This is a genomic window from Synechococcus sp. MW101C3, assembly GCF_002252635.1.
Classification (GTDB): domain Bacteria; phylum Cyanobacteriota; class Cyanobacteriia; order PCC-6307; family Cyanobiaceae; genus MW101C3.
In genome coordinates this window covers 1-21,701 of the sequence record NZ_NQKX01000006.1, presented here as the reverse complement: position 1 = coordinate 21,701, position 21,701 = coordinate 1, and the positions used below count along the sequence as shown (strand labels likewise).

Here is a 21,701-nt window from a genome sequence, read left to right as displayed (position 1 = left end):
GGCACGATCAACCATGTCTCATCCCCCCTGCCATGCCTCTTCAACTCGGTGACACCGTCCCCGATTTCACCCAGGACTCCCAGCTGGGTCCGATCAACCTCTACGACTTCGCCGGCGACAGCTGGGTCGTGCTGTTTTCCCACCCGGCTGACTACACCCCCGTGTGCACCACGGAGCTGGGTGAAGTGGCCCGCCTGCGCCCGGAGTGGGAGAAGCGCAATGTCAAGACGATTGCCCTGAGCGTTGATTCCGCCGAGAGCCACAAAGGCTGGATCGGCGACATCAATGAAACCCAGTGCACGATCGTTGATTATCCGATCCTGGCGGATGCGGACAAATCAGTGAGCGATCTGTACGGGATGATCCACCCGAAGGCGCTGAACAACCTCACCGTGCGTTCGGTGTTCATCATCGATCCCAGCAAGAAACTGCGTCTGCAGATCACCTATCCCGCCAGCACGGGCCGGAACTTCCATGAAATCCTCCGGGTGATCGATTCCCTGCAGCTCACCGATCACCACCAGGTGGCCACACCGGTGAACTGGCAGCAGGGCGACGACTGCGTCGTGGTTCCCTCGATCTCCACCGAAGACGCCCGGGCCAAGTTCCCCAAAGGCGTCACTGAGGTCAAGCCCTACCTGCGCATGACCCCCCAGCCCAACACGTGATCACACGATCGGGCTGGCAGCACCGTCTCATCGTTCCGCAGTTCACCCTGGTGACAGGGATGCTGGTGGTGACCGTGGGCGCCGTGGTGATGGCCAGCCCGTTCTGCTCCAACGACGACGTGTGCTGGTGGGAAGGGTTGTTCACCGTCACCTCGGTGATCACGGTCATGCAGCTGTCGATCATCGGTGTCGGCACCACAACCACCACATTCGCCCTGCTTCGTGCTGTGCGTGGTGGCCATGGCCCCGGTGCTTGGCCTTCGACGCCGTGAGGCTCGATGTGGGCGTCACCGCCCAGTTCAACCGCTGGGGGCAGTTGGTGCTGATGGTGGGCATGCTTGTGGGCCGGGTGGGGATTCTGCTGCTGCTCTCCTCCCTCTACCCCAACAGGACCCACAATCGTGTGGGCTATCCCCGCGAAGAGCTCTCCCTCTGATCGTCATGCGCCTTTCCCTGTATCCCCTGCCATTGCACCGCTCATGACCCAGTGGTGGCAGTGGCAAGGTGGCAGCGACACGGTATCGAGAAGCTTCGCCGTGATCGGCGTGGGCCGCTTCGGCAGTGCCGTCTGCAAGGAGTTGCTCCGCTTCGATGCGGAGGTGCTGGCCATCGACAACTCCCAGCGGGCGATCGATGAAATGCGCCAGGTGGACCCGGCCATCGAGGCGCGGGTCGTGGACTGCACCGATGAGGAAGCGCTGCGCGCAGCTGGCGCCCTTGATGTGGGCACGGTGGTGGTGGCGATCAGTGAGCCGATCGAGGCGAGCATCACCGCCACCTTGATCGTCAAGGATGCTCCCGGCAGCCGCGTGCGCCAGGTGATCGCGCGGGCCACCAGCGATCTGCACGAAAAGATGCTCCGGCGGGTCGGCGCCGATCGGGTGGTGTTCCCTTCGAAGATGCAGGGCACCCGGCTCGGCATGGAGTTGGTGCGGCCCAACTTGCTGGAGCGGCTGCGTCTCGACGACCGCAACAGCATCGAGGAGATCAAGGTGCCGTCGGCGTTCGTGGGTCGCTCGTTGCGCGATCTGAACCTGCGCAAGAACCACGACGTCAGCGTGCTGGCGGCCGGTCCCCAGAACCACCTCACCGTGAACCCGCCGGCCTCCCACGTGCTCAACGAGGACGAACTGCTGGTGGTGATGGGCAGCAGCGAGGCGCTCGAGGCCCTTCCCTCCCATTGAGCCGATGAAGGTTCTGGGCCTGATGAGCGGCACAAGCGCCGATGGCATCGACGCCGTGCTGGCCAGCTTTGAAGGTCCTCGCGACCATCCCCGTTGGCGTGTCTTGCACAGCACCTCGACCCCCTACCTCGAGCCGCTGCGCTCCCAGTTGGTGGCGGTGGGTCAGGGGGAGCCACACACCGCCGCCGCGCTATTGGATCTGGCGGAGGCGGTCACCGTCGAACAGGCGCGCGCCGCCCGCAGCTGCGATCCTGCCGGCGAGGCGGAGCTGGTGGGCTGCCATGGCCAGACCCTCTGGCATCGCCCGCCCACACCCGAAGGTCGCGGTGCCAGCTGGCAACTCCTGCAGGGCCCCCTGCTGGCCCAGCTGTTGCACACGCCGGTGGTGTTTGATCTGCGCGCCCATGACCTGGCACTCGGCGGGCATGGCGCGCCACTGGTGCCAGCCGCCGATGCCGCGTTGCTGCCACGCATCGGCGGCTGGCGGGCGGTGCTCAACCTCGGTGGCATCGCCAATCTCACCTTGCTGCCGCCGGCCAGTGGCCCGGAGCGGCAGGCCCCGGTGACGGGCTGGGACTGCGGCCCGGCCAACACTCTGATCGACCTTGCGGTGGCGCAGTTCAGTGATGGCCGCCTCGGCTACGACCGCGATGGCGCCTGGGCTGCCCGCGGCAAGGTGCAGAACGCCTTGATCGCCCGTTGGCTGCAGGACGACTATTTCCACTTGCCACCGCCGAAGTCCACCGGCCGCGAACTGTTCGGCCAGGAGGATCTGCGCCGCCGCCTGCAGGAACTCGCCCTGGCAGCCGAACCCGGGAACTCAGGACTTGCCACCCAGCAGGCAGATGCACTTGCCACCCTCACCGCCTTCAGTGCGGCGGTTGTCGCTCAGGACCTGGAGCGGGGCACCCGGCCAGTGGAGCTGGTACTGGCCGGCGGCGGCGCCCACAACGGCACGCTGGTGCGTGAGCTCCGCCAGCGCTGCCGCGGCGTGATGGTGAGGCCCCTGTCGGAGCTGGGGGTGGAGCCGGCCCAGCGGGAAGCGCTGGGTTTCGCGCTGCTGGCCTGGTGGCACCACCACCGCCATCCCGGTTCCCTGCCTTCCGTCACCGGGGCCTCCCGCAGCGCAGTGCTGGGCGTACGCGCAACTCCCACCACCTGAGCGCCCGCCACTGCCGCCGCCGCAGGCACCGGCCAGCCCAAGCCGCGGTCAACCGGCGGACCAGAAAGCCGTTCAGCTCGCCGGCCGGTAGAGCCGTAGGCGCCGCGGCGCCCCCCGCAGACGACCTGGTCCATTGCGTTGCTGCCGCTCCAGGGCTTGGCGGAACTGATCGGTGCGCAACTGGCGCTGACTGCGGGCATCGCGCGGCCGTTCCGGCGGCAGCTCGGGCGGCGGCTGATCGAGACGATCCAGGCCCTGCTGGATGAGCACCTTGGCCATGTTGCTGACCGTGCGCGACTCCGCCTCCGCCACCGCGGCGAGCCGTTCACAGAGTTCTTCAGGCAGCACCACCTGAATGCGAGGTGACTTGGGGCGGCCGCTGGCGGAGGTCTGACGGGTGGCCACGGCCCCAGGGTGCGCTTGCTCTACACACGAGTGTACAGAGGTGCACAGGGATAGTATCCAGCCGTATGCTTGTGGAGCTCTGCGCATGCGCCGCCCCCAAGCCATGACCAAAGCCATGACGAAAGCTGTGACCCGGGCCACGGACGGACCCACCACCCCCGGCGACACCAAGGCAAGCCAGGTGGCAGCCTCGAAGCCCGCCAGGCGCGCCGCCAGCAAACTGCCAGCCCAGGCTGCCGCCAGCACTGCAGCCCGCGCCGCCGGCCGCAGCGATCGATCGGGCCGTGGCGCCGAGAAAAGTGACGTGCTCGTGTCCGCCGTGATCAGCACGTATCTGCTCACCCATCTGCACCACGTTCTTCAGCGCGCGGAGTTCGCCGCAGCCCAGGAGGGCCACAAATCCCAGGCCTCCAACTACGCCCAACTGCGCAAGGTGCTCTGCCTCGACGCCCGCACCATGGAAGATGCCTCCGCATCCGAACAGGAGGAGCTCGACTCGCCCTGCGCGGCCTGAAGCGAGCGGCTGCGCGGCGTGGCCTACCCACCCCTTGTGCCAGCCTGAACCCGGCTGAGCGCCACTCGCCTGAGCGCAACCCAGAACACCAACGCGCCAGAGGCGAGCGCCCCTGTCCCGCTGGCCAAGCAACGCTCAGACGCACCCTGTCACAGGCCCGGCCGGCGATTTCCACGGCGCAGGAATGCATCCGGCAAGGTGTTGGGACGGTATTCAGGGAACGCCGACCCCACCTTGGACGCCTTCCCTCTGATTCCTTCGGCCTCGCTGGCCCCCGCCCTGCTGCCGGTGCTGTTGGTGCTGGCGGCGGCCCGCTGGCTCACCCACCGGCCTGAAGCCCTGCGTCCGCTGGCGGCGCGCCGATTGGCGGTGGCGCTGCTGCTGTTTCTGGTGCTGCGTTACCTGGTGTGGCGGGTGGGCTTCAGCCTCAACACCTCATCAGCGCTGGCGCTCACCCTCTCCCTGGTGCTGCTGGGCTGCGAAGCCTTCCTGCTGGGCACCGGCATGATGCAGATCCTGCTCAGCTGGCGCGCGATTCCGCCACGGGAGCGGCAGGCCGATCGACTCGAAGCCTGTTTCCGCACCGGAACCTGGCAGCCGCCGGTGGATGTGCTGATTCCCACCTGCGGCGAGCCGCTGGCGGTGTTGCGGCGCTGTCTGGTGGGCGTGACGGCGATGCGTTATCCCCACAAGCGCGTGTTCGTGCTCGACGACAGCGGCCGCGCTGAGGTGGAAGAGCTCGCCAACCGCCTCGGTTGCACTTACCTCAGCCGCCTCGATCGCCGCGGCGCCAAGGCGGGCAATCTGAATTTCGGTCTCAGCCACAGCCATGCGGAACTGGTGGCGGTGTTCGATGCCGACTTCATCCCGCAGACCCACTTTCTCGAGCGCACGCTCGGCTTCTTTCTGGAGGCGGATGTGGCGCTGGTGCAAACCCCCCAGACCTTCATCAACGCCGATCCGTTGATGCGCAACCTGGCGATGGAGCGCTGGCTGCTGCCCGATGAGGAGAGCTTCTACCGCTGGATCCAGCCGGTGCGGGATGGCAATGCCGCCGTCGTCTGTGCCGGCACCTCCTTCGTGGTGCGGCGTTCGGCGCTGGCGGCCATCGGTGGGTTCAACCCGGGGGCGCTCTCCGAGGATTTCGTGGCCGGCCTGGAGCTCACCGCCCGCGGCCATCGCCTCGTGTACCTGCCGGAGAAGCTCAGCGCTGGTCTGGCGGCGGAAACGATGGCCGATTTCGTCCAGCAGCGCTTGCGCTGGTGCACCGGCACCCTGCAGACCCTGCGCCTGAACGCCAATCCGCTGCGGCTGCGGGGGCTCTCGGCCCAGCAGCGCTTCTCCTACAGCGAGGGGCTGCTGCACTGGTTCAACAACCTGCCCCGGCTGATCCTGCTGCTGATGCCGTTGTGTGTGGGGCTGCTCGGCATCCTGCCGATCCGCATGACGCTCGAGCAGTTTCTCGTTTACGCCCTGCCCGTGCTCTGCAGCCAACTGGCCCTGGTGGGCTGGCTCACCCGCGGCTCCCGCCATGCCCTGCTGCCGGAGCTGATGAGCTGGCTGTTGGCGGTGCCACTGGCGATCACCGTGCTGCGCAGCCTGGTGATGCCGGGCGGAGGCTTCACGATCACGCCCAAGCACCGCCTGCGCCAGCACGGCGGAGGCGCCTGGTCGTTGATGTTGCCGCTGCTCGTGCTGCTGGTGGTCAACCTCGCCAACCTCGGCGCCGTGCTGCTGCAGCTGCAGGCGGGCCCGCTGGCTCCCACCACCCACTGGGTGGGGCTGTTCTGGGGCGGCCTCAACACCTTTGCCCTGCTGGTGGCGTTGCGCTGCTGCATCGATCCCCCCTGTCTCGATCCCACCCCCTGGCTGGCGCTCCACCTGCCGGTCCAGCTGCGGGCGGAGGGGATCACCTGCACGCTCCAGCTCGAAGCCATCAGCGAGCGGGGGTTGGAAGGCCGCCTCACCGCCGACCTGCCGCCGTTCAGCGAGGCCACCCTGCAGCTGCCTGGCCTGCCGGCGCCCCTGCCGGCCAGCTGCCTGGCCAAACGCGAACGGAACGTGGCACTGGCCTGGGAGGCGCTCAGCTGGGACAGCCACAACGCGCTCATTCAGTTTCTGTACTGCACCCCGGGCAGCTGGCCGCAGCGTCAGGCTCCGCCGGAGTGGAAGGCGCTGGCGGTGCTGTTCTCCCAGCTGCTGCGGGCACCGCGGGAGGCACGCCCCTTCCGCCGCAGCCTGGTGCCGAAGTCCATCAACACCACACAATCTCTCGCCCCACTCACCAGCCACCCATAACGTCGAACCAGATCAACGGCTCCCATCCGTTTCCATGACAGATTCCAGCGCTGCTCCAACCCCCGTTGCCGAGCTGTACGCCCGCATCCAGCAAGACCACGAGCTCACCCAGTTGCTGTTCCGCCAGGCGCTGCAAGACCCGAAGGGCACCTTGCAGCGGATCGTGGAACTGGGCGCGCAATGGAATCTGCCCGTCACCGCTGAGCAGGTGAAGGAGCATCTGGCCAGCCACGATGAAGGCACGCGGCAGTGGCTGGTCAAGGCGCGCGGCGGGCTCTGATCGAGGTGCGCAGCTATCTGCTCAGGCCAGGCCAGCGAGCTCTACGTAACCCGGCCGGCGTGGCTCTGCGCAAGCCCCTTGGCGCACGTCTGATGAAGAGGGAGGTGCGCCAGCTCAGGGGTGTGTGCGGTCCGCTGGCAGCGGCAGGTTGCCCCCTGCTAACGGCGCGGCTGTTCCTTGGGGGCGCGCCAGCTCGGTTCCCGTTCCTTCCGGCATGGGCGTCAGGCTGCGCGGAGCCAGGCGATCGGAGCGGCCACCCTGCGACCAGCTGAAGAACAGCCAGTAGCTCACCAGTGCCAGACCGGCGGCCACCACCAGCGCCGCCACTTGCTCCAGTCGTTTCACCATGGCTCCAGCCGGTGGGTCATCATCGCGGCGCCTTTCTCCTCCCTCCAGTGTGCCGATACGGTTCCAGGCGGGCACAGGCGTGATGATGGGACACAACTCCCAATACCCCCCACGCTGTGCTTCGTCTGGAACGCGTCTCAAAGCTTTACCCCACCGGCGAAGTGCTGCGCGACGTCACCTGGGAAGTGAAGCCAGGCGACCGTATCGGTCTGGTGGGGGTGAACGGTGCCGGCAAATCCACCCAGCTGCGGCTGATCGCCGGGCTTGAGGAACCCAGCAGCGGCCAGGTGGTGCGCCAGGGGAATCCCCGCATCGTGTACCTCAAGCAGGAATTCGATGTGGATCCCAGCCGTACCGTGCGGGAGGAGCTCTTCCAGGCGTTCGGGGAGGCCGCCGAGGTGCTGATCCGGCAGCACCGGGTGGAGCATGAAATGGCGAGCGAGCAGGCCAGCACCGACCCCGATCATCTCGACGATCTGATCCACGAACTGGGGCGGCTGCACAGCCGCTTCGAAGCCCTGCACGGCTACGAACTCGACGCCCGCATCGACAAGCTCCTGCCCACGATCGGCTTCACCCCCGAATCCGCCGACCTGCCGGTGGGCGACTACTCCGGCGGCTGGCAGATGCGGATCGCGCTCGGCAAGGTCCTGCTGCAGGATCCCGATCTGCTGCTGCTCGACGAACCCACCAACCACCTGGATGTGGAAACGATCCAGTGGCTGGAGGGTTACCTAGTGGCCCAGCCCGTGCCGATCGTTGTGGTCAGTCACGACCGCACCTTCCTCGACAGGATCTGCAACCAGATCGTGGAAACCGAGCGCGGCATCTCCCGCACCTACCTGGGCAACTACAGCCAGCACCTTGAGCAGAAGGCACTGGAGAGGGAAGCCACCCAGGCCGCCTTCGAACGGCAGCAGAAGGAACTGGCGGGCCAGCAGGCCTACATCGACCGCTTCCGCGCCAGCGCCACCCGCAGCACCCAGGCCAAGAGCCGCGAAAAGCTGCTGGAGAAGGTGGAGCGGATCGAAGCTCCGCTGGAAGGGGTGTCCGGCCCCAGCTTCCAGTTCCCGCCGGCGCCCCGCTCCGGCCGGCAGGTGGCGCTGATCGAAGACATAAGCCACAGCTACGGCGACCGGATCCTGTTTCTCGGCGCAGGGCTCGAAGTGGAGCGGGGCGATCGGATCGCCTTTGTCGGCCCCAACGGCGCCGGAAAATCGACGCTGCTGCGCCTGGTGATGGGTCTGGAGCCGGTCGACGAGGGCATCGCCCGCCTTGGCGATCACAACGTGGTGCCGGGTTACTTCGAGCAGAACCAGGCCGAGGCACTCGATCTGGAGAAAACCGTGATCGACACCCTGTTCGAGGCGGTGCCCGACTGGACCCAGACCCAGGTGCGCTCCCTGCTGGGCAGCTTCTGCTTCAGCAACGATGCGGTGTTCAAACAGGTGGGGCAGCTCAGCGGCGGCGAAAAGGCGCGGCTGGCTCTGGCGTTGATGCTGCTCACTCCCTGCAACCTGCTGATCCTTGACGAGCCCACCAACCACCTCGACATCCCCGCCAAGCAGATGCTCGAGCAGGCACTGCAGGAGTACGACGGGGCGGCGCTGATCGTCTCCCACGACCGCTATTTCATCGCCCAGGTGGCCAACCGCATCGTGGAGCTGCGCGATGGCGAGCTGGTGCTCTACCGGGGGGATTACGCCTACTACCTGGAGAAAAAGCGCGAAGAGGCCGAAGCCGATCGGCTGGAGCAGGAGGTCCAGGCCCGTCGCGCCAGAACGGCCGCCAACAAGGAAAAGCAGCAGGCCAAAGCGGCCTCGCGCAAGACCCGCCAGGACTGAGCGCGGCCGCCCGCAGCCAGGGCAAGCCACAGCGCCAACCCCAGACGGTTGACCACCAGGAAGCAGGGGTACCAACCGAAAGCAACCGGACCAATCGGTGCATCCCACCGGCCCCTCAACGCCTGATCACCCGCTGTCGGAGCCGGGCTTCAGCTGTGCGGGGTCAGTGGTGTCCAGGCCTTTTGCGCGGGGCGCCAACCATGGCCAGGCCCGCTTCCCGCCACTCCACACCCGCTTACGGCCGGATGCATCACCTGGACCTGAGGCAGGAGAAGCGCCTGAGAGCCCGCTCTATGCAGCGAATACCACAGAAAACTTCATGAAGGCTTAGGCAGGAAAACTCATTTTCCTGGACCCCTCCTATTGATCTGCATATCCTGACCGTATCCCACGCCGCAGGACCAATGAGCGATCCCCGTCTGACCTCCTCCTCCTCCTTTGGCGCCGACGCCCTTGACGGCGGCATGATCGCCATGGATGCTGCCCTCGGGCGAGATGCCGCAGGAGACTCTGTCGAGTCTTACTTCGAATGCATCACCACTTGCTCACTGGATGATGGTGCCTGCATCACCGAGTGTGTAGAGCAATTGCGGATGCACCACTGATCCCTGGGCGCGAGACCCGCCATGGTGGGACCCTGACACGATCCCCCTAACTCTGTGGCGATCGATACGAGCGACCTCGAAACACTTCGTAGCATTGGGGCGGCTCATTGATCCGCCGCGATGCCAGGAATGTCCGAACCGCTCGCCCTCACCCTTGGCCAGCAATTTGAGTTGGAGCGCATGACCCGCGTCATCGACTCCACCGGAGACGCCCAGTCGCTGCGCGGTCTGGCCAAACAGCTGCTCCAGGCCTGGCAAACCCAGCGGGCCGCTACCGAGTGGATGATGCGCCAGCAGCTCGGCAGTCCGCCGAGCCGCCTCAGCGACCCTCCGGGGCAGAGCCAGCCCACGGCTCTCAAAGTGAATCAGGAGTTTTCCGTGGCTGGCCCGGATGTGCTCTGACGGTGGCCTCTGAACTGTCGCCCCAGCGCTGCCAGCCCCTCCGGCCGGCAGCGCTCAACCAGCGGCTGCATGGTTCACAAGATCCAATCGCAATGCCGATTGGCGCACGGCCGATTGTCCCAAGGAGGACGGACCCAAGCCCGTTTGACTCAAGCCTGAACGCCAACGAGCAAGCCATTGGGTCTGACGACCCAATGGCTTTTCTCTGACCTTTCGCTTCGTGATTCCTCTCGCCAGGGTCTGCAGCAGTGCTCGTTTTTGTCGCCCTGCTGATCACCGTCCGTTTCTGCGAGCTGCTCAGTGGCCCGGATCGCTGGGCACCGGAGATCGATCAGCGCCGCTGGCCCTGGCCCACCATGGCGGTCGGGGTGACCTGAAGGTCGATGTCAGCGCCGTTCCGGATGATGCGCAACGCCATCGGCCGGCCCACACCATTGCTTTCCACGGCGGCGATCATCTGGGCGGGGCCGGGCAGCGGACGCCCCTCGACCGCCACGATCACATCGCCGGGCCGCAGACCCGCTGATGCGGCAGGGCTGCCCGGCAGCACCGAGCGCACGAGGGCACCGCGCGGGGCGCTGCCTGGATTTGTGCCGGGCACGTTGTCGAGGCCGACGCCGATCATCGGGTGGTCCACTCGGCCGGTGGCCAGCAGCTGATTCGCGATGCTGCGGGCGCGGTTGATCGGAATCGCAAAACCAAGGCCGGCGCCGGGGCCGGAGCGCACCAGGGTGTTGATCCCCACCACTTCACCATCGGCATTGAGCAAGGGCCCGCCGGAATTGCCGGGATTGATGGCGGCATCGGTCTGGATCAGATCCAGCCGCTTGTCGGTGATGCCCAGCTTGCTCACGTTGCGGTTGAGGTTACTGATGATCCCCATGGTCACGGTGTTATCGAGACCGAAGGGATTGCCCACTGCAATCGCCCAGTCGCCCACCTGCAGCGCATCAGAGTTCCCGAGCCTGGCCACCGGCCACGGCCCTGGGCTCAGCAAACGCACCAAGGCGAGATCGGTGAGCCGGTCAAGCCCCACCACTTTCCCTTCCACCCGGCGCCCATCCTTGAGGCCCACATACACCCGGTCGCTGTTCTCCACCACGTGAGCGTTGGTCAGAAGCAGGCCATCGGCCTGGAAGATCACACCGCTGCCCTGACCCCGCTCGGTGCGCTGGGACGGCTGCTGAGCCTGGGGCAGGTTGAAGAACTGGCGGAAAAAGGGATCAGCCATCAGGCCGCGCGGCAGCCCTGAGCCGCCACCGCTCACCACCGTTCGCTCCGTGTCGATCGTCACCACCGCCGGCCCGGCGCTGCGGACAGCGTCCGCGACGAACGACTGCCGGGAGAGCCCAGGCGCACCGCCTGGCTGAGCCTGGGCCGGCGCAGGAGCGGGCCGGGTGAGCACCGGGGAGGCCAGCAGAACGGCAAGGGGGAGCAGATAAGGCAGCTGGCGGAGAGACAAACGCCTCATGGACATGGCGATCAGAACAGGAACGGGACGTGATTCCGACCGTAACGGTGTTGCCTGGCGTTGAGGAACGCCTGCGGCAGTGAAGGTGTGACGAAGTGCGGCAAAGCGCAGGCTCAAAGGATCTCTGCACGCAAGACGCTCCGCCCCTAGGGTTGAAGAACTTTTATGAATGAATATGGACACAAGCAGCGTTCTGCTGGTGTTTCTCGCCTTTGGCGCCGCCTGCAGCACCCTCTGGGCCTGGAGCATGGCACCCGGGTCTTCAAGCAGGCGATGATGGGCCATGGCCTTCCACGGCCACGGCAGCTTGCCCATCACCGATGGACCCCTTTCTCGCCCGCCTATTTCCCCTCCTCTACGGCGCCTGCCTGCTTGGCCTGCTGTGGCAGGCGTTCCGGGTGATGGCCAAGGGATTCACAGCGGTCTCCCGACCCGCCGATCTCCCGTTTCCCAGCCCCTTCGCCCCGGTCAGTGCTCAGCCGGAGAGCACTGACCGCACCGGCCGTCTCACCATCCACCCGGAGTTACTCGACGCCGACGGCAGCCTTACCCAGGAGGATCTGTTGACAGTGCGCTTCAGTGATGGTGCGGAGGAAACGGTTCTTCCTCCGGAAACCCCTTAGCCCAGCCAAGGCGCCATGAACTGCTACCCGCTCTGAGCGGAGCCTTGGCTTGCGCACATGCGCACCGGATCAGCCTGCTGCGGTCCCATGGGCTGGTACAACCAGAACGTAGAACCGAATCACGGCGGAGGCCGACAGTTGGATCAGAGAACTCGAATCGTGGCGGCCGTTCTGCGCAGCCTCAAACTTCCTCCCCGGTTTCGCCTCCAGCTCACAAAGGAAGATCCGATCCGCCTGGAGCTGAGCCTCACGCCCTCCTACGGCAAGGATCCAATCCTGGTGGGCCTGGTGGAATCCCAGGATCTCGTGGCACGCCGCGATCGGGAGGGCAGGATCCCCCGCGACCTGCAGGGCACCTGGGACTGGACCGTGCGGCACGGCAAGGTCACCACCGGGGGCTGGAACCCCTACCTGAAGGAAGCCCTGCAGACGATGTTTGAAACCGGCTTGCCGGCAGTCGTCTACGAAGAAACCACCGGCGAGGCGTATCACCCGGTGGATGGCGCCCGTCACGTGCGTTGAAAGGCGGCCGGCGGTGCCGTGCGCAAGCTGCTGACGATCGGCGTGGCAGCGGCGCTACCCCTGATCAACAGGCAAAGAAACGTGGCTAAGACCACCACCTGTGGTCCAGAGGGGCGCTAAAACGGACGCATCGGTTTCTTCCGTTTTTCTTTATGTCCTCGCTGGCCCTGTCCATCGGACCCCTGGTGAGACTGCTGGCATCCCTCGGGCTGCTCAGCACCGCCCTGCTGGCTTTGATCCTGAAGCTGCTCGGCTGATCCCGCAGCGACCTCCGGCTGACCCCCGCCTGCGTTGCCGGGGACCATCGTCGGACTGCCGCTGAGATCCGGCATGCAACCGCTCGGGCGTAGCTTCCCTCCGGCCTCTGGCCCGTCCAAGGCCCCCCTGCCGATTGAGGCGGTTCTGCCGGACATCCTGGAGCGGCTTGAGCCGGCCGGATCCACAGTGCTGCTGCACGCCCCCCCCGGAGCAGGCAAGACCACACGTGTCCCGCTGGCGCTACTGCGCCGCCTGCAGGAGCAACTGCCCCAGGCTGAACCCCACACCGTTCTGATGCTGGAGCCCCGGCGTCTGGCGGCCAAGGCCGCCGCACAGCGGCTCGCCGCCAGCCTCGATGAAGCGGTGGGCGGCACGGTGGGCTATCGGGTGCGGCTTGAGCAGCGCTGTTCGGCAGCCACCCGGCTTGAAGTGCTGACCGATGGGCTGTTCCTGCGGCGGCTGCAAGGAGATCCCGCACTCACGGGCGTGTCGTGTGTGATCTTCGACGAGTTTCACGAGCGCCGAGCGGACACGGATCTCGCCCTGGCGTTACTACTGGAATCCCGGCCACTGCTGGCGCCGGAGCTGCGCCTGCTGGTGATGTCGGCCACGCTGGATCTCACCCCGCTGGCCCGCCAGCTGCCGGAGGCCGCAGTGATCCGCAGTGAAGGGAAAAGCTTCCCGGTGCAACTGGCGTACCAGCCCCCGAGGCCGCAGGAGACCCTGGAGCAGCAGGTGGTGCGCGGGCTTGAGCAGCATTGGCTGGAAGCCCGCGGCACAGGCGAAACCGTGCTGGTGTTTCTGCCCGGACAGCGGGAAATCCTCCAATGCCAACGGGCGATCCAGGCCACTGGCTGGGGGGCGGAGCTGGAACTTGCCCCCCTGCACGGTGGCTTGCCGCTGGGAGCGCAGTCGGCGGCCATGCGGGAGGCACGCAGCGAGGCGGGCAAGGTAGTGCTCGCCAGCGCCATCGCCGAGAGCTCGCTCACGATCGCGGGTGTGCGTCTGGTGATCGACAGCGGCCTCAGCCGTCGCAGCCGCTTCGATCACGGCACCGGCATGGATGGGCTGGTCACGCAGCCGGCGAGCCAGGCCTCAGCCACCCAGCGTCAGGGCAGGGCCGGACGACTGGGCCCGGGCCGCTGTCTGCGGCTCTGGTCGCCGGCAGAGCAGCAGCGGCGTCCTCCGTTCGATCTGCCGGAGCTGCTGGAGCGGGATCCCCTGCCGGTGGCCCTGCAACTGGCGCAGTGGGGCGCTGGAGCCGGGGGGTCGTTGCCCTGGCTGGATCCCCCCCCACAGCAGCCATTGCTGGCGGCGATCGACCTGCTGGGCCAGCTCGGAGCCACGGACGTCCACGGCCGCATCACGGCCCATGGCCGTGCCATGGCCCAGCTAGGCCTGCATCCCCGGCTCGCCCACATGCTGCTGATCGCCAAGCAGCGCAACCTGCTGCCGTTGGCCTGCGAGCTGGCGGTGCTGCTGGAGGCCCGCGATCCGCTCGGGCTACAGGAAGCCGGCTCGGATCTGCTGCGGCGGCTCGACTGGTTGAGGCAAGGAGGCGCTGACCCTCGCCGTCAGCTCCTGCTCCAACAGCTGGCACAGCTGCAGCGGCAGGCGGGCGGGTGGCGCGTGGCCCAACCGTTGGCGACCAGCGGCTTCAGAGCCAGCACGGGTGGCTCTGAAGCCCAGCAGGCGGCCGTGCTGATCGGCTTGGCCTACCCGGAGCAGGTGGCCCTGGCCCGTCAGGAAGCCGGGGGCCGCTTTCTGATGCGTAACGGTCGCGGCGCCCGGCTCCATCCCGGCGATCCGTTGGCGGGCGCCGAGGTCCTGGCCATCGCCCGGGCCGACGCCGGAGGCAGCGAGGCGCGGATTCTGCTGGCCCTCCCCCTGGCGAGGGCCAGCCTGGAGCAGTTGGCCCAGCTTGAAGGCAGCAGCGTGGCAACGGTTCGCTGGGATGGCCAGGAGCAACGGGTGGTGGCCGTGCGGGAGCACCGACTGGGGACCCTGGTGCTGAGCCGGCGGCCCTGGCAGGACGCCCCGCTCGATCAGGTGCAGGACGCCCTGATGGCGGGCCTGCGGGAGCACGGCCTCATCGCCCTGCCCTGGAGCGCCGGGAGCCGGCAGTTGCAGCAACGCCTCTGCCTGGCCCATCGGGAGCTGGGGCCACCCTGGCCCGACCGGAGCGAGGCGGCCCTGGGGGGTGATTTCGGCGCCTGGCTCGGCGATCAACTCGCCGGCCGGCGTTCCCTGCAGGAGTTGCAGGCGCTCGATCTACAGGAAGCGCTCTGGTCGGGGATCCCCTGGGATTGCCGCCGCGACCTGGACCAGCTCCTGCCTGCCAAGCTGCTGGTGCCATCCGGACGGCTGGTACCGATCGACTACGGCCACTCTCCCCCCGTGCTGGCCGTGCGGCTGCAGGAGATGTTCGGTTGCAGCCGCACGCCGGCGCTGCTCCAGGGGCGCCTGAACGTAACCCTGCACCTGCTCTCCCCCGCGGGCCGCCCGGTCCAGATCACCCAGGACCTCGACGGCTTCTGGGGCAGCAGCTACCGGCAGGTGCGCGCCGAGCTTCGGGGCCGCTATCCGCGCCATCCCTGGCCGGAGGATCCCCGCCAGGCCCTGCCCACGAGCCGCGCCAAGCCCGCTGCCCGGAAATGACCGCAACATGACGGCGGCGAAGATGTGGCAGCGACGAGCCGACGTCGAAGGGCTGGCCCGAAGTGTCAGTCGAACAGGTGGGCAAAGCCGAAATGCCTCAACCCCTCCGCTATACCCTCACAGCCAGGAGCGCGCGCCGCATAGGTGCGCTGCAGCCGGGGCAGCTCCTGGCGCAGGGCGGGTTCTGCATTGCCCACCATCACGCCCTTGAGGCCGGTCTCGAACATGGCCAGATCGTTGAGGCTGTCGCCGGCGGTGATCACTGTGTTCGGATCCAGCTCCAGCCACTCCACCAGTGCCTGCAGTGTCGAGCCCTTGTTGACTCCCGCCGGCAGCACATCCAGGTAGCGGTCGGCGGAGATGAGGCAATCCACCCCCAAGTCGCTCAGGCGGGACGGCAGGCCCGGGTCGAGCTTGCCAAGATCCACGTCGTAGGCGAGGCGGCGGTGGGCGCTCACCGGCTGGGGGCTGAGCCCGGGCTGGTTCCGCAGCAGAGGGGCCAGCCGTTCCGCGCAGCCCTGCCAGCGGCGATCGATCGGATCCACCAGACCCGGCAGTAGCGCCAGGCTGGTGCCACAAGCCACGGTGGCGCCCACGTCACTGATCACCAGATGGGGAGCTGGTGGCCGCTGGATGGTCTCCTGGAGCAGCAAGCGACCCACGGAGGCCAGATCCCTGCCGGTGCTGAAGACGTGCAGCACCCGGTCGCGGCGCTGCTCCAGCCAGGCGTAGAAGGCGCCTTTGGCCGCCGGACTGCCCTCCAGCAGCGTGCCGTCGAGATCGGTGACGAGCACGAGCTGCGGCTCCCGCGGCAGTCGAGCCACCAGCTGGGCCGTGGCCGGATGGTCGGTCGCGCAGCGACTGATGGCGCGGACATCAGCGGCGGGATGGCCAATGGCGCGGTGGTCGTTGGTGAGATGTTCACCGAAGTGTTGGCCGCCGGCGTGCTGTTTGAAGGGGTGGTTATCGATGGCGGGGTAAACGATGGGATGTTGATCGGTGGGGCGTTGACGGGTGGAGCGTTGATCGCTGAAGCGTGCGGAGTGAACGATCGCAAAGGGGTGGATTGCCGAGCGCTGGGTTGCGGAGGGCTGAACTGCGGCGGGTTGGCTCGCGAAGTGCTGGTCGGCGGCCTCTGCCGCAGTTGTCTGTGGCTGTCTGCTGGCTCAATAACTGCTGGCTGTTTGCCGGTTGGTCGTTGGCAGTTGGTAGAACCCTCGGAAACACGGTGGAGCAAGCATCACCAGAACGGATTCCCGAACCTCCCAACGACAGACCAGCAACTGTCAAGCCATCCCCATCTTTCGTTACGATTTGATCTGTCATTGAGCTTGCGTCATGGCTGACTCCACCTCCCCCCGCTTCGGCTTCGTCAACTTCGCGGAAACCTGGAATGGCCGCCTGGCCATGCTGGGCTTCGTGATCGGCCTGACCACCGAAGTGCTGACCGGCCAGGGAATTCTCTCCCAGATCGGCCTGGGCTGATTTCCTGCCTGCAGCGTCCCATTGGCCTCGCCGCTTCTTCAGGAGTGGTGGGGCCTATTCCTTTGACGTTTCACAGTGGGCCTGTCCACTGGTCCACCACGACGACTGCTGATCGGCAAGACTGGGCCTTCCGTGCCGACGTTGCTCGCTTGGCTCCGTTCTACGTCAAGAACCGACGCGATGGATCTCGCCTGTTGAGCACAGCCCTCGTGGTGTGCGCCGCGGGATTGGTCCGTTTTGATCACCCCAGCGGCCGATCCATTTTCCTGGTGGCCGCCGCCGTGAGTCTCTACTGGGGTTTCTGCTACGGCCGTCTTGAACGCTGACTCCGCCACCGGTGTTCTCCCCCGCTTCAGCGTCGCCGAACTCAACGTGGCGATCGGCACTTTGATCGAGCGGGGCTTCGCGCCACGCTTCCTGATCGAAGCCACGGTGTCCCGGCCTCAGCTCAAGAAGGGTCACCTCTGGCTCACGCTGATGGACGAAGAGGCCTCCATTGCCGGTGTGGTGTGGGCTTCCCAGTTGCCGCGTCTCAGCTTTCGCCCCGGCGATGGGGACGGCGTCACGGTGGTGGGGAAGCTGAATTTCTGGCCGGCGCGGGCCACTCTCTGTGTACAGGTTCTCGACGTTCGGCCAAGCCTCAGCAGTGTGCTGCGTCGTTTTGAGCGGGTCCGCGACCTGCTGGAACCGTCCGGGATCTTCAGTGCCGCCCGCAAACGTCCCCTCCCCGCTCTCCCCGAGGCGATTGCCTTACTCACCAGCGTGCCGAGCGCAGCGCTCGCGGACATGCTTCGCACCGCGCGGGAACGATGGCCGGCCACCCGGATCGTGATCCTGCCGATCCCTGTGCAGGGGGGCGTGGAGGACGAGATCTGTCGTGCCATTGCCGCTGCGGGCCGGCACGCCGGCGCCCTCGGCCTTGAGGCGCTGGTGCTGGCCCGTGGTGGGGGGAGCCGTGAAGATCTCTCCGTCTTCGATGGTGAACGACTGGCCCAGGCTCTGGCAACGTGCCCGCTCCCCGTCATCACCGGGCTCGGCCATGAAAGCGACACCACCATCGCTGACCTGGTGGCGGACTATCGGGCCGCCACACCCACCGCTGCGCTGGTGGCCCTGTTGCCGGACCGCGCCAGTGCCCTCCAGCGCCTGCGCTCGCTCAGGTCCCAGCTGGGCGGCGAATTGCGCTGGCGCCTGCAGAGCCACCGCCAGAACCTGCTCGCCCTAGCGGCCCAGCGCGACCGCTGCCATCCCGCCCGGGTCCTGCAGGACCGTCGCCAGCGGCTTCAGCAATTGGAGAATCTGCGCGAAGCCCTTTCGCCTCAACGCCTGCTGCGTCGGGGCTTCTGTCTGGCCCGTGGCGAGAACGGTCAGCTGGTGCGTTCACTCAGACAGGTGGGCATCGGCCAGCACCTTCAGCTGGAATGGACTGATGGGCTAGCGGACGTTCAGGTCACCGACACCAGCCCCATCGGCGAAGCCATGGTGGAGTCTTTCGTCAGCTTGCCCCCTTCATGACCCTACGCAAAAGCAAGCCACAGCCCAAAGCCCGCGCAGCAGGCCCCCTTGCCGGCGTTCCGCCCGACTGGGCTGCGGAGATCGGCGAACTCACATACAGCCAAGCCCTCACGGCACTGGAGCTGGCCCTGGCCCAGCTCCAGTCGGAGGATCTTGAGGTGGAAAGAATGGCGGAGCTCTATCAGCGGGCACTGGCCTACGGCCACCGTTGCGAAGCCGTACTGCAGCAGGTGGAGCAAGAGGTCTTGCAGCTTGAGGTCAACGCAAGTGATCAAGCCACTGCCGCCCCATTCATCGAGACGCAGCCATGACAATCCCGGAACGGTCAGAACGGCCCACTTTCCTTCCGATCACAGGGGCGCCCGCCAGTTCGCATCGACTTCAGTGGATCTATCTGGCGTTGGCGGTGGCGGGAGCCGTCCTGCCTTGGCTGGCCAATCTGGAGTTCATCCAGCTCAGCAACAGCGCCTTTGATCTGGGTCTGTTCCTCCGCCTGGCGAATGCCAATCCAGCGGCGCAGTCTCTTTCGCGTGATCTTTTCATTGGCGCTACAGCCATAACCATCTGGATGGTGGTAGAAGCCCGTAGGCTGCAGGTGAAGGGCATCGCGATCTGCCTCCTCTGCTGTGTGACGCTGGCCTTCGCCTGCGGTGCTCCTTTGTTCCTGTTCCTTCGCGAACGGCGGTTGCAGGAGCTGGACCATACCAACGCAGCCAGCGGATAGGAGCCCGCTGAAATTGCCGCTCAACCGATTGCTGTAGCGCTTGCACCACCACCGGCGGCGTTTGTCGGCGCCATGTGGGGAGGTCGATCGGCCAATCGGGCGATTCCTGTGCGCATCTGTGAGCATCCGCTCCGTGCGATTGCCGTAGATCCCCTGCAGCAACAGGGCCATCAGCAACTGCTCAGGAGGGATTGGGGGCCAGGCACCCTCGGGGTACAGCCTGAAAAAGCTTGGAGTCAGCCGGTCGAGCACCTAGTGGTCCAACTCCTGTGCCTGCCGCATGGCGTGGCGCTTGGGGATTCGGTCCTTGGTTGGGGACGTAGGAGAAGAGAGGACCGGTCCGTTCCTGCTGGCCGCGCCTCTGCTCGGTTCCGTTGGGCCAATCTCCCGCAGCTCGGTTGATCTTTCAGCAGCCGCATAGAGGCGAGTCACCAGTTCAGCCGCTTGAGCGTCGGTGAACAGTGATGCCGGCGGTTGAAAAAACCGCTGACAACAGGGTTCAAGCTTCAATGGTGTTCACGGAGACAATCAGTGGGGACATCGGCGATGTCGACAGTGTTGGATGCTTTGGCGGCGCGAACGGTATCAAGTGTAGATGCCCGAAGCAGAGTCTGTATGTTTACGGCCAGGGGTCCCGCTGACTCACTAACCCTCATGTGGTGTCGGCCGTTAGCGATGGGAGACCGTACTCACCCGGGGGTCTCCTCATTCTCTTCTGGATACGATCAACACAAACAGTGTCATCGGTGCTGGATCATTCCGGCGGTTCGTTGTCACTGATCGGCCTGGCAGCAACGTCAATGGTCACATCGGTTGCCTCGCGTTCTGAACCAGTCGTGCGGCTCGCTTGGTCCCTCCCAGGGTCGTCATCGACCTGAATGAAAAGAGAGCGGTTGAACAACGAGGCAGAAAGCGGATTTCGCCGTAATCCGGCGTCCATTGGTGCCTGTGTTTGCTGATCGACGCCACGAGCCTGTGGTCCATCTAGATCAAGTCGGGATCCACAGGCCGGGCAGTTCACCGCCGACAGGGTGGTGAGTCCGCAGGTGGGACAAGTGCGCACGCGGCTGCTAATGATTCTCCACGCCACCCATCCACCGCCGGCCAGCAAAAATGGCAGCAGCACAATGATGAGGGTGAGTCCACCCAACAGATCAAGGATGAGCCGTCCAGCAGGTCCCGGTGCCAGCAGCAGCAGAGCACCCAACAGAATCCAGACCCAGGGAATCCGCCGCTCCATCAGCGTTGAAAGCGAGGGTCGCTTTCGATCCACCTCTCCAGAGCCGCAAGCCCCTCAATACCAGCCCAACTGAAAAGCACAACGCCCACCAGAAAGCAAAGCAGGAGGCCAGCCCCCAGCAGCACAGGCACCAAGGCAAGGCTGAGAAGGCCAATCAGAACGATGGAGCCCACACCGGCAGCAAGCAGCAAAAGGCTGGCGGGGAGTGGTCGGAGGGAGAGACCTGGTCGGGCCACGCGTTTACTCCTAGCTCCCATTATCCTCGCGCGAATGGCGCAAGACGATCGGCCGAATCGAGGTGTGGATCGCCCCCACTGCGCCGCCGGCCCAGAACGACGCTCCATGCGATGCCGTAATAAAAAATCAGACCCTGCAACCAGACCCAAAGAGTCAGCACGAGCACACCACTGATCACGCCATAGGCCTGAAAGCGGGTCCCTAGGGAAACGAGACTGCGGCCCACCGCTAGGTTCAACACCAACTGCACCACCCCGATCAACAACGCAGCAGGCAGCAGGGGACGCCAAGGCGTCACCCCTGAAGGCAACACGCGCAAAAGAAGAAGTGCCACCAACACGGAGATGAGCAGCGACCCCACCAGATTCAACACGGTCGGGTCAGGAAGGAAGACCTGGATCAACCAGGAAAAGTGTGAATCAAACATGGAACGCCACGTCTGCGTGCCCATTGATCGGAGGTTAGTGGTGAGCTGATCAATCACCAACAGGAGACCGACTGAACCCACGAACCCAAACGCCTTGAGGCGTTGCAATACAAAGCGGCGCACAGCGAACCAGGGCTGCTGTTGCTGAATGGGAGAGGCAACGGAAGGGATGGCCGAGTCATCGCCCCAGAGACGATCAGCCCCACGCTGCAGTGTGAGATAGGCGTTGCTGGAGGTGAGCAACAACATCCCCAACCCAAACCAACCAGCACTGGCCCTGGCAGATTGCAACTTGAGCAGAGTGGTGCGAATCAGTGGCAAAGAAGCCTCGGGGAAAAACTGGGCAGACCAACTGATAATCTGTTCAGTAAGCCCATCCTCTCTGCCGAGAATGCCACTCGCAGTAGAGAGCACGATCAGCAACACTGGGAATATGGATTGAAGTGTGTGATACGCAAAGGCCGCACTGAGGTCAATACAGTCGCAATGATCCCAGAGGCGATAGGCCCTCCAACCAGTCAGAGCGAGCCTCTTTGCTGCCAGCGGAAGCCTGATCGGCACAGTATCAACACGGCCAGCCTGCATACTTTAAGCACACACCAGCGGCTGCACAGCGCAGTTCTTGGCATGGGCAGCTGGATCACGCCTCACAGAGTCCTGTTGCAGCAGCACTTGCTGGGAGCGAAGAGGCGAAACCCATGAACAAATGATGCCCAGCATGTGTCTTGAATCTCCCCCACCAGCAATCCATCCTCCAGCCAACACGCAACCAACAAAAAAGCCACCCTTTCGGGTGGCTTTCAGTGTTTTGCTTCTCTCGATTCATCATCA

General features: G+C 65.7%; 26 protein-coding genes. 20 read left to right on the top strand and 6 right to left on the bottom strand.

The window, feature by feature from the left end; genetic code table 11:
* Nucleotides 1-32: 32 nt before the first annotated feature.
* From CJZ80_RS08385 to CJZ80_RS08365, 5 genes are read left to right on the top strand one after another with little or no spacing between them, the layout of a single operon-like run.
* Entirely contained in the window at nt 33-668 is a 636-nt protein-coding gene (locus CJZ80_RS08385) for a peroxiredoxin (protein WP_094512461.1), read from the top strand.
* The gene (locus CJZ80_RS08380) at nt 665-940 is read left to right on the top strand and encodes a hypothetical protein (RefSeq protein WP_094512457.1); all 276 of its coding nucleotides are present in this window, start codon (nt 665-667) and stop codon (nt 938-940) included. The genes CJZ80_RS08385 and CJZ80_RS08380 overlap by 4 nt, the downstream gene beginning before the upstream one ends.
* Entirely contained in the window at nt 922-1,104 is a 183-nt protein-coding gene (locus CJZ80_RS08375) for a hypothetical protein (RefSeq protein WP_094512454.1), read from the top strand. Before CJZ80_RS08380 ends, CJZ80_RS08375 begins: the two co-directional genes overlap by 19 nt.
* Nucleotides 1,105-1,147: 43 nt before the next feature.
* Entirely contained in the window at nt 1,148-1,852 is a 705-nt protein-coding gene (locus CJZ80_RS08370; protein WP_094512450.1) for a TrkA family potassium uptake protein, read from the top strand.
* Between the two features lie 4 nt (nt 1,853-1,856).
* Complete coding sequence (locus CJZ80_RS08365) at nt 1,857-3,014, top strand: anhydro-N-acetylmuramic acid kinase (protein WP_094512447.1); 1,158 nt, start codon at nt 1,857-1,859, stop codon at nt 3,012-3,014.
* 72 nt (nt 3,015-3,086) lie between these two features.
* Here the strand turns inward: CJZ80_RS08365 and CJZ80_RS08360 are convergent, their stop codons facing one another.
* Nucleotides 3,087-3,419, bottom strand: a complete 333-nt coding sequence (locus CJZ80_RS08360) for a hypothetical protein (RefSeq protein ID WP_094512444.1) — start codon at nt 3,417-3,419, stop codon at nt 3,087-3,089.
* 220 nt (nt 3,420-3,639) lie between these two features.
* Here CJZ80_RS08360 and CJZ80_RS08355 point away from each other — a divergent pair, with 220 nt between their 5' ends.
* From CJZ80_RS08355 to CJZ80_RS08345, 3 genes are all read left to right on the top strand, one after another.
* A complete protein-coding gene (locus CJZ80_RS08355; RefSeq protein WP_261346545.1) occupies nt 3,640-3,933 on the top strand; it encodes a hypothetical protein in 294 nt (97 codons plus the stop codon).
* Nucleotides 3,934-4,167: 234 nt separating this feature from the next.
* Nucleotides 4,168-6,231, top strand: coding sequence for a glycosyltransferase (locus tag CJZ80_RS08350; RefSeq protein WP_233132924.1), 2,064 nt, complete (start codon nt 4,168-4,170; stop codon nt 6,229-6,231).
* Nucleotides 6,232-6,265: 34 nt separating this feature from the next.
* Complete coding sequence (locus tag CJZ80_RS08345) at nt 6,266-6,511, top strand: hypothetical protein (RefSeq protein ID WP_094512441.1); 246 nt, start codon at nt 6,266-6,268, stop codon at nt 6,509-6,511.
* A gap of 114 nt (nt 6,512-6,625) precedes the next feature.
* On the opposite strand, the gene CJZ80_RS08340 is transcribed toward CJZ80_RS08345, so the two are convergent.
* Nucleotides 6,626-6,859 (bottom strand): hypothetical protein, encoded by a 234-nt coding sequence (locus tag CJZ80_RS08340; RefSeq protein WP_094512438.1) that lies wholly within the window; start codon nt 6,857-6,859, stop codon nt 6,626-6,628.
* Nucleotides 6,860-6,975: 116 nt separating this feature from the next.
* Between CJZ80_RS08340 and CJZ80_RS08335 the strand changes: the two genes are divergently transcribed.
* The 3 genes from CJZ80_RS08335 (at nt 6,976) to CJZ80_RS08325 (ending at nt 9,710) form a co-directional block, all read left to right on the top strand.
* Entirely contained in the window at nt 6,976-8,703 is a 1,728-nt protein-coding gene (locus tag CJZ80_RS08335) for an ATP-binding cassette domain-containing protein (RefSeq protein ID WP_094512435.1), read from the top strand.
* 404 nt (nt 8,704-9,107) lie between these two features.
* On the top strand, nt 9,108-9,308 hold the full coding sequence (locus CJZ80_RS08330; RefSeq protein WP_094512430.1) for a hypothetical protein: 201 nt from the start codon (nt 9,108-9,110) through the stop codon (nt 9,306-9,308).
* Nucleotides 9,309-9,437: 129 nt separating this feature from the next.
* Nucleotides 9,438-9,710, top strand: coding sequence for a hypothetical protein (locus CJZ80_RS08325; protein WP_094512427.1), 273 nt, complete (start codon nt 9,438-9,440; stop codon nt 9,708-9,710).
* A gap of 331 nt (nt 9,711-10,041) precedes the next feature.
* Here the strand turns inward: CJZ80_RS08325 and CJZ80_RS08320 are convergent, their stop codons facing one another.
* The gene (locus CJZ80_RS08320) at nt 10,042-11,181 is read right to left on the bottom strand and encodes a trypsin-like peptidase domain-containing protein (protein ID WP_233132923.1); all 1,140 of its coding nucleotides are present in this window, start codon (nt 11,179-11,181) and stop codon (nt 10,042-10,044) included.
* A 320-nt stretch (nt 11,182-11,501) separates the two neighbouring features.
* On the opposite strand from CJZ80_RS08320, the gene CJZ80_RS08315 reads away from it, so the two are divergent.
* The 3 genes from CJZ80_RS08315 (at nt 11,502) to hrpB (ending at nt 15,242) form a co-directional block, all read left to right on the top strand.
* Nucleotides 11,502-11,804, top strand: coding sequence for a DUF2973 domain-containing protein (locus CJZ80_RS08315; RefSeq protein ID WP_094512419.1), 303 nt, complete (start codon nt 11,502-11,504; stop codon nt 11,802-11,804).
* A 138-nt stretch (nt 11,805-11,942) separates the two neighbouring features.
* Nucleotides 11,943-12,326 (top strand): hypothetical protein, encoded by a 384-nt coding sequence (locus CJZ80_RS08310; protein ID WP_094512782.1) that lies wholly within the window; start codon nt 11,943-11,945, stop codon nt 12,324-12,326.
* A 330-nt stretch (nt 12,327-12,656) separates the two neighbouring features.
* Nucleotides 12,657-15,242, top strand: a complete 2,586-nt coding sequence (gene hrpB / locus CJZ80_RS08305; RefSeq protein ID WP_094512415.1) for an ATP-dependent helicase HrpB — start codon at nt 12,657-12,659, stop codon at nt 15,240-15,242.
* Between the two features lie 65 nt (nt 15,243-15,307).
* Here the strand turns inward: hrpB and CJZ80_RS08300 are convergent, their stop codons facing one another.
* A complete protein-coding gene (locus CJZ80_RS08300; protein ID WP_233132922.1) occupies nt 15,308-16,066 on the bottom strand; it encodes an HAD family hydrolase in 759 nt (252 codons plus the stop codon).
* 18 nt (nt 16,067-16,084) lie between these two features.
* Here CJZ80_RS08300 and CJZ80_RS15110 point away from each other — a divergent pair, with 18 nt between their 5' ends.
* From CJZ80_RS15110 to CJZ80_RS08280, 6 genes are all read left to right on the top strand, one after another.
* On the top strand, nt 16,085-16,588 hold the full coding sequence (locus CJZ80_RS15110; protein WP_144036991.1) for a hypothetical protein: 504 nt from the start codon (nt 16,085-16,087) through the stop codon (nt 16,586-16,588).
* Nucleotides 16,581-16,727, top strand: a complete 147-nt coding sequence (locus CJZ80_RS08295) for a chlorophyll a/b-binding protein (protein ID WP_094512408.1) — start codon at nt 16,581-16,583, stop codon at nt 16,725-16,727. Before CJZ80_RS15110 ends, CJZ80_RS08295 begins: the two co-directional genes overlap by 8 nt.
* A gap of 194 nt (nt 16,728-16,921) precedes the next feature.
* Nucleotides 16,922-17,053: a hypothetical protein gene (locus CJZ80_RS15795; protein ID WP_255140774.1), complete on the top strand. Its 132-nt coding sequence runs from the start codon at nt 16,922-16,924 to the stop codon at nt 17,051-17,053.
* Entirely contained in the window at nt 17,043-18,242 is a 1,200-nt protein-coding gene (gene xseA / locus CJZ80_RS08290) for an exodeoxyribonuclease VII large subunit (protein WP_094512405.1), read from the top strand. Before CJZ80_RS15795 ends, xseA begins: the two co-directional genes overlap by 11 nt.
* Nucleotides 18,239-18,553, top strand: coding sequence for an exodeoxyribonuclease VII small subunit (xseB, locus tag CJZ80_RS08285; RefSeq protein ID WP_094512403.1), 315 nt, complete (start codon nt 18,239-18,241; stop codon nt 18,551-18,553). Before xseA ends, xseB begins: the two co-directional genes overlap by 4 nt.
* Nucleotides 18,550-18,966: a DUF2834 domain-containing protein gene (locus tag CJZ80_RS08280; protein WP_094512399.1), complete on the top strand. Its 417-nt coding sequence runs from the start codon at nt 18,550-18,552 to the stop codon at nt 18,964-18,966. Before xseB ends, CJZ80_RS08280 begins: the two co-directional genes overlap by 4 nt.
* 754 nt (nt 18,967-19,720) lie before the next feature.
* Here CJZ80_RS08280 and CJZ80_RS15105 read toward each other — a convergent pair.
* On the bottom strand, nt 19,721-20,206 hold the full coding sequence (locus CJZ80_RS15105) for a zinc ribbon domain-containing protein (RefSeq protein WP_144036990.1): 486 nt from the start codon (nt 20,204-20,206) through the stop codon (nt 19,721-19,723).
* A 256-nt stretch (nt 20,207-20,462) separates the two neighbouring features.
* Nucleotides 20,463-21,455 carry a YihY/virulence factor BrkB family protein gene (locus CJZ80_RS08270; protein WP_094512395.1) on the bottom strand — a complete coding sequence of 331 codons (993 nt, stop codon included), beginning with the start codon at nt 21,453-21,455 and terminating at the stop codon, nt 20,463-20,465.
* Between the last annotated feature and the right edge of the window lie 246 nt (nt 21,456-21,701).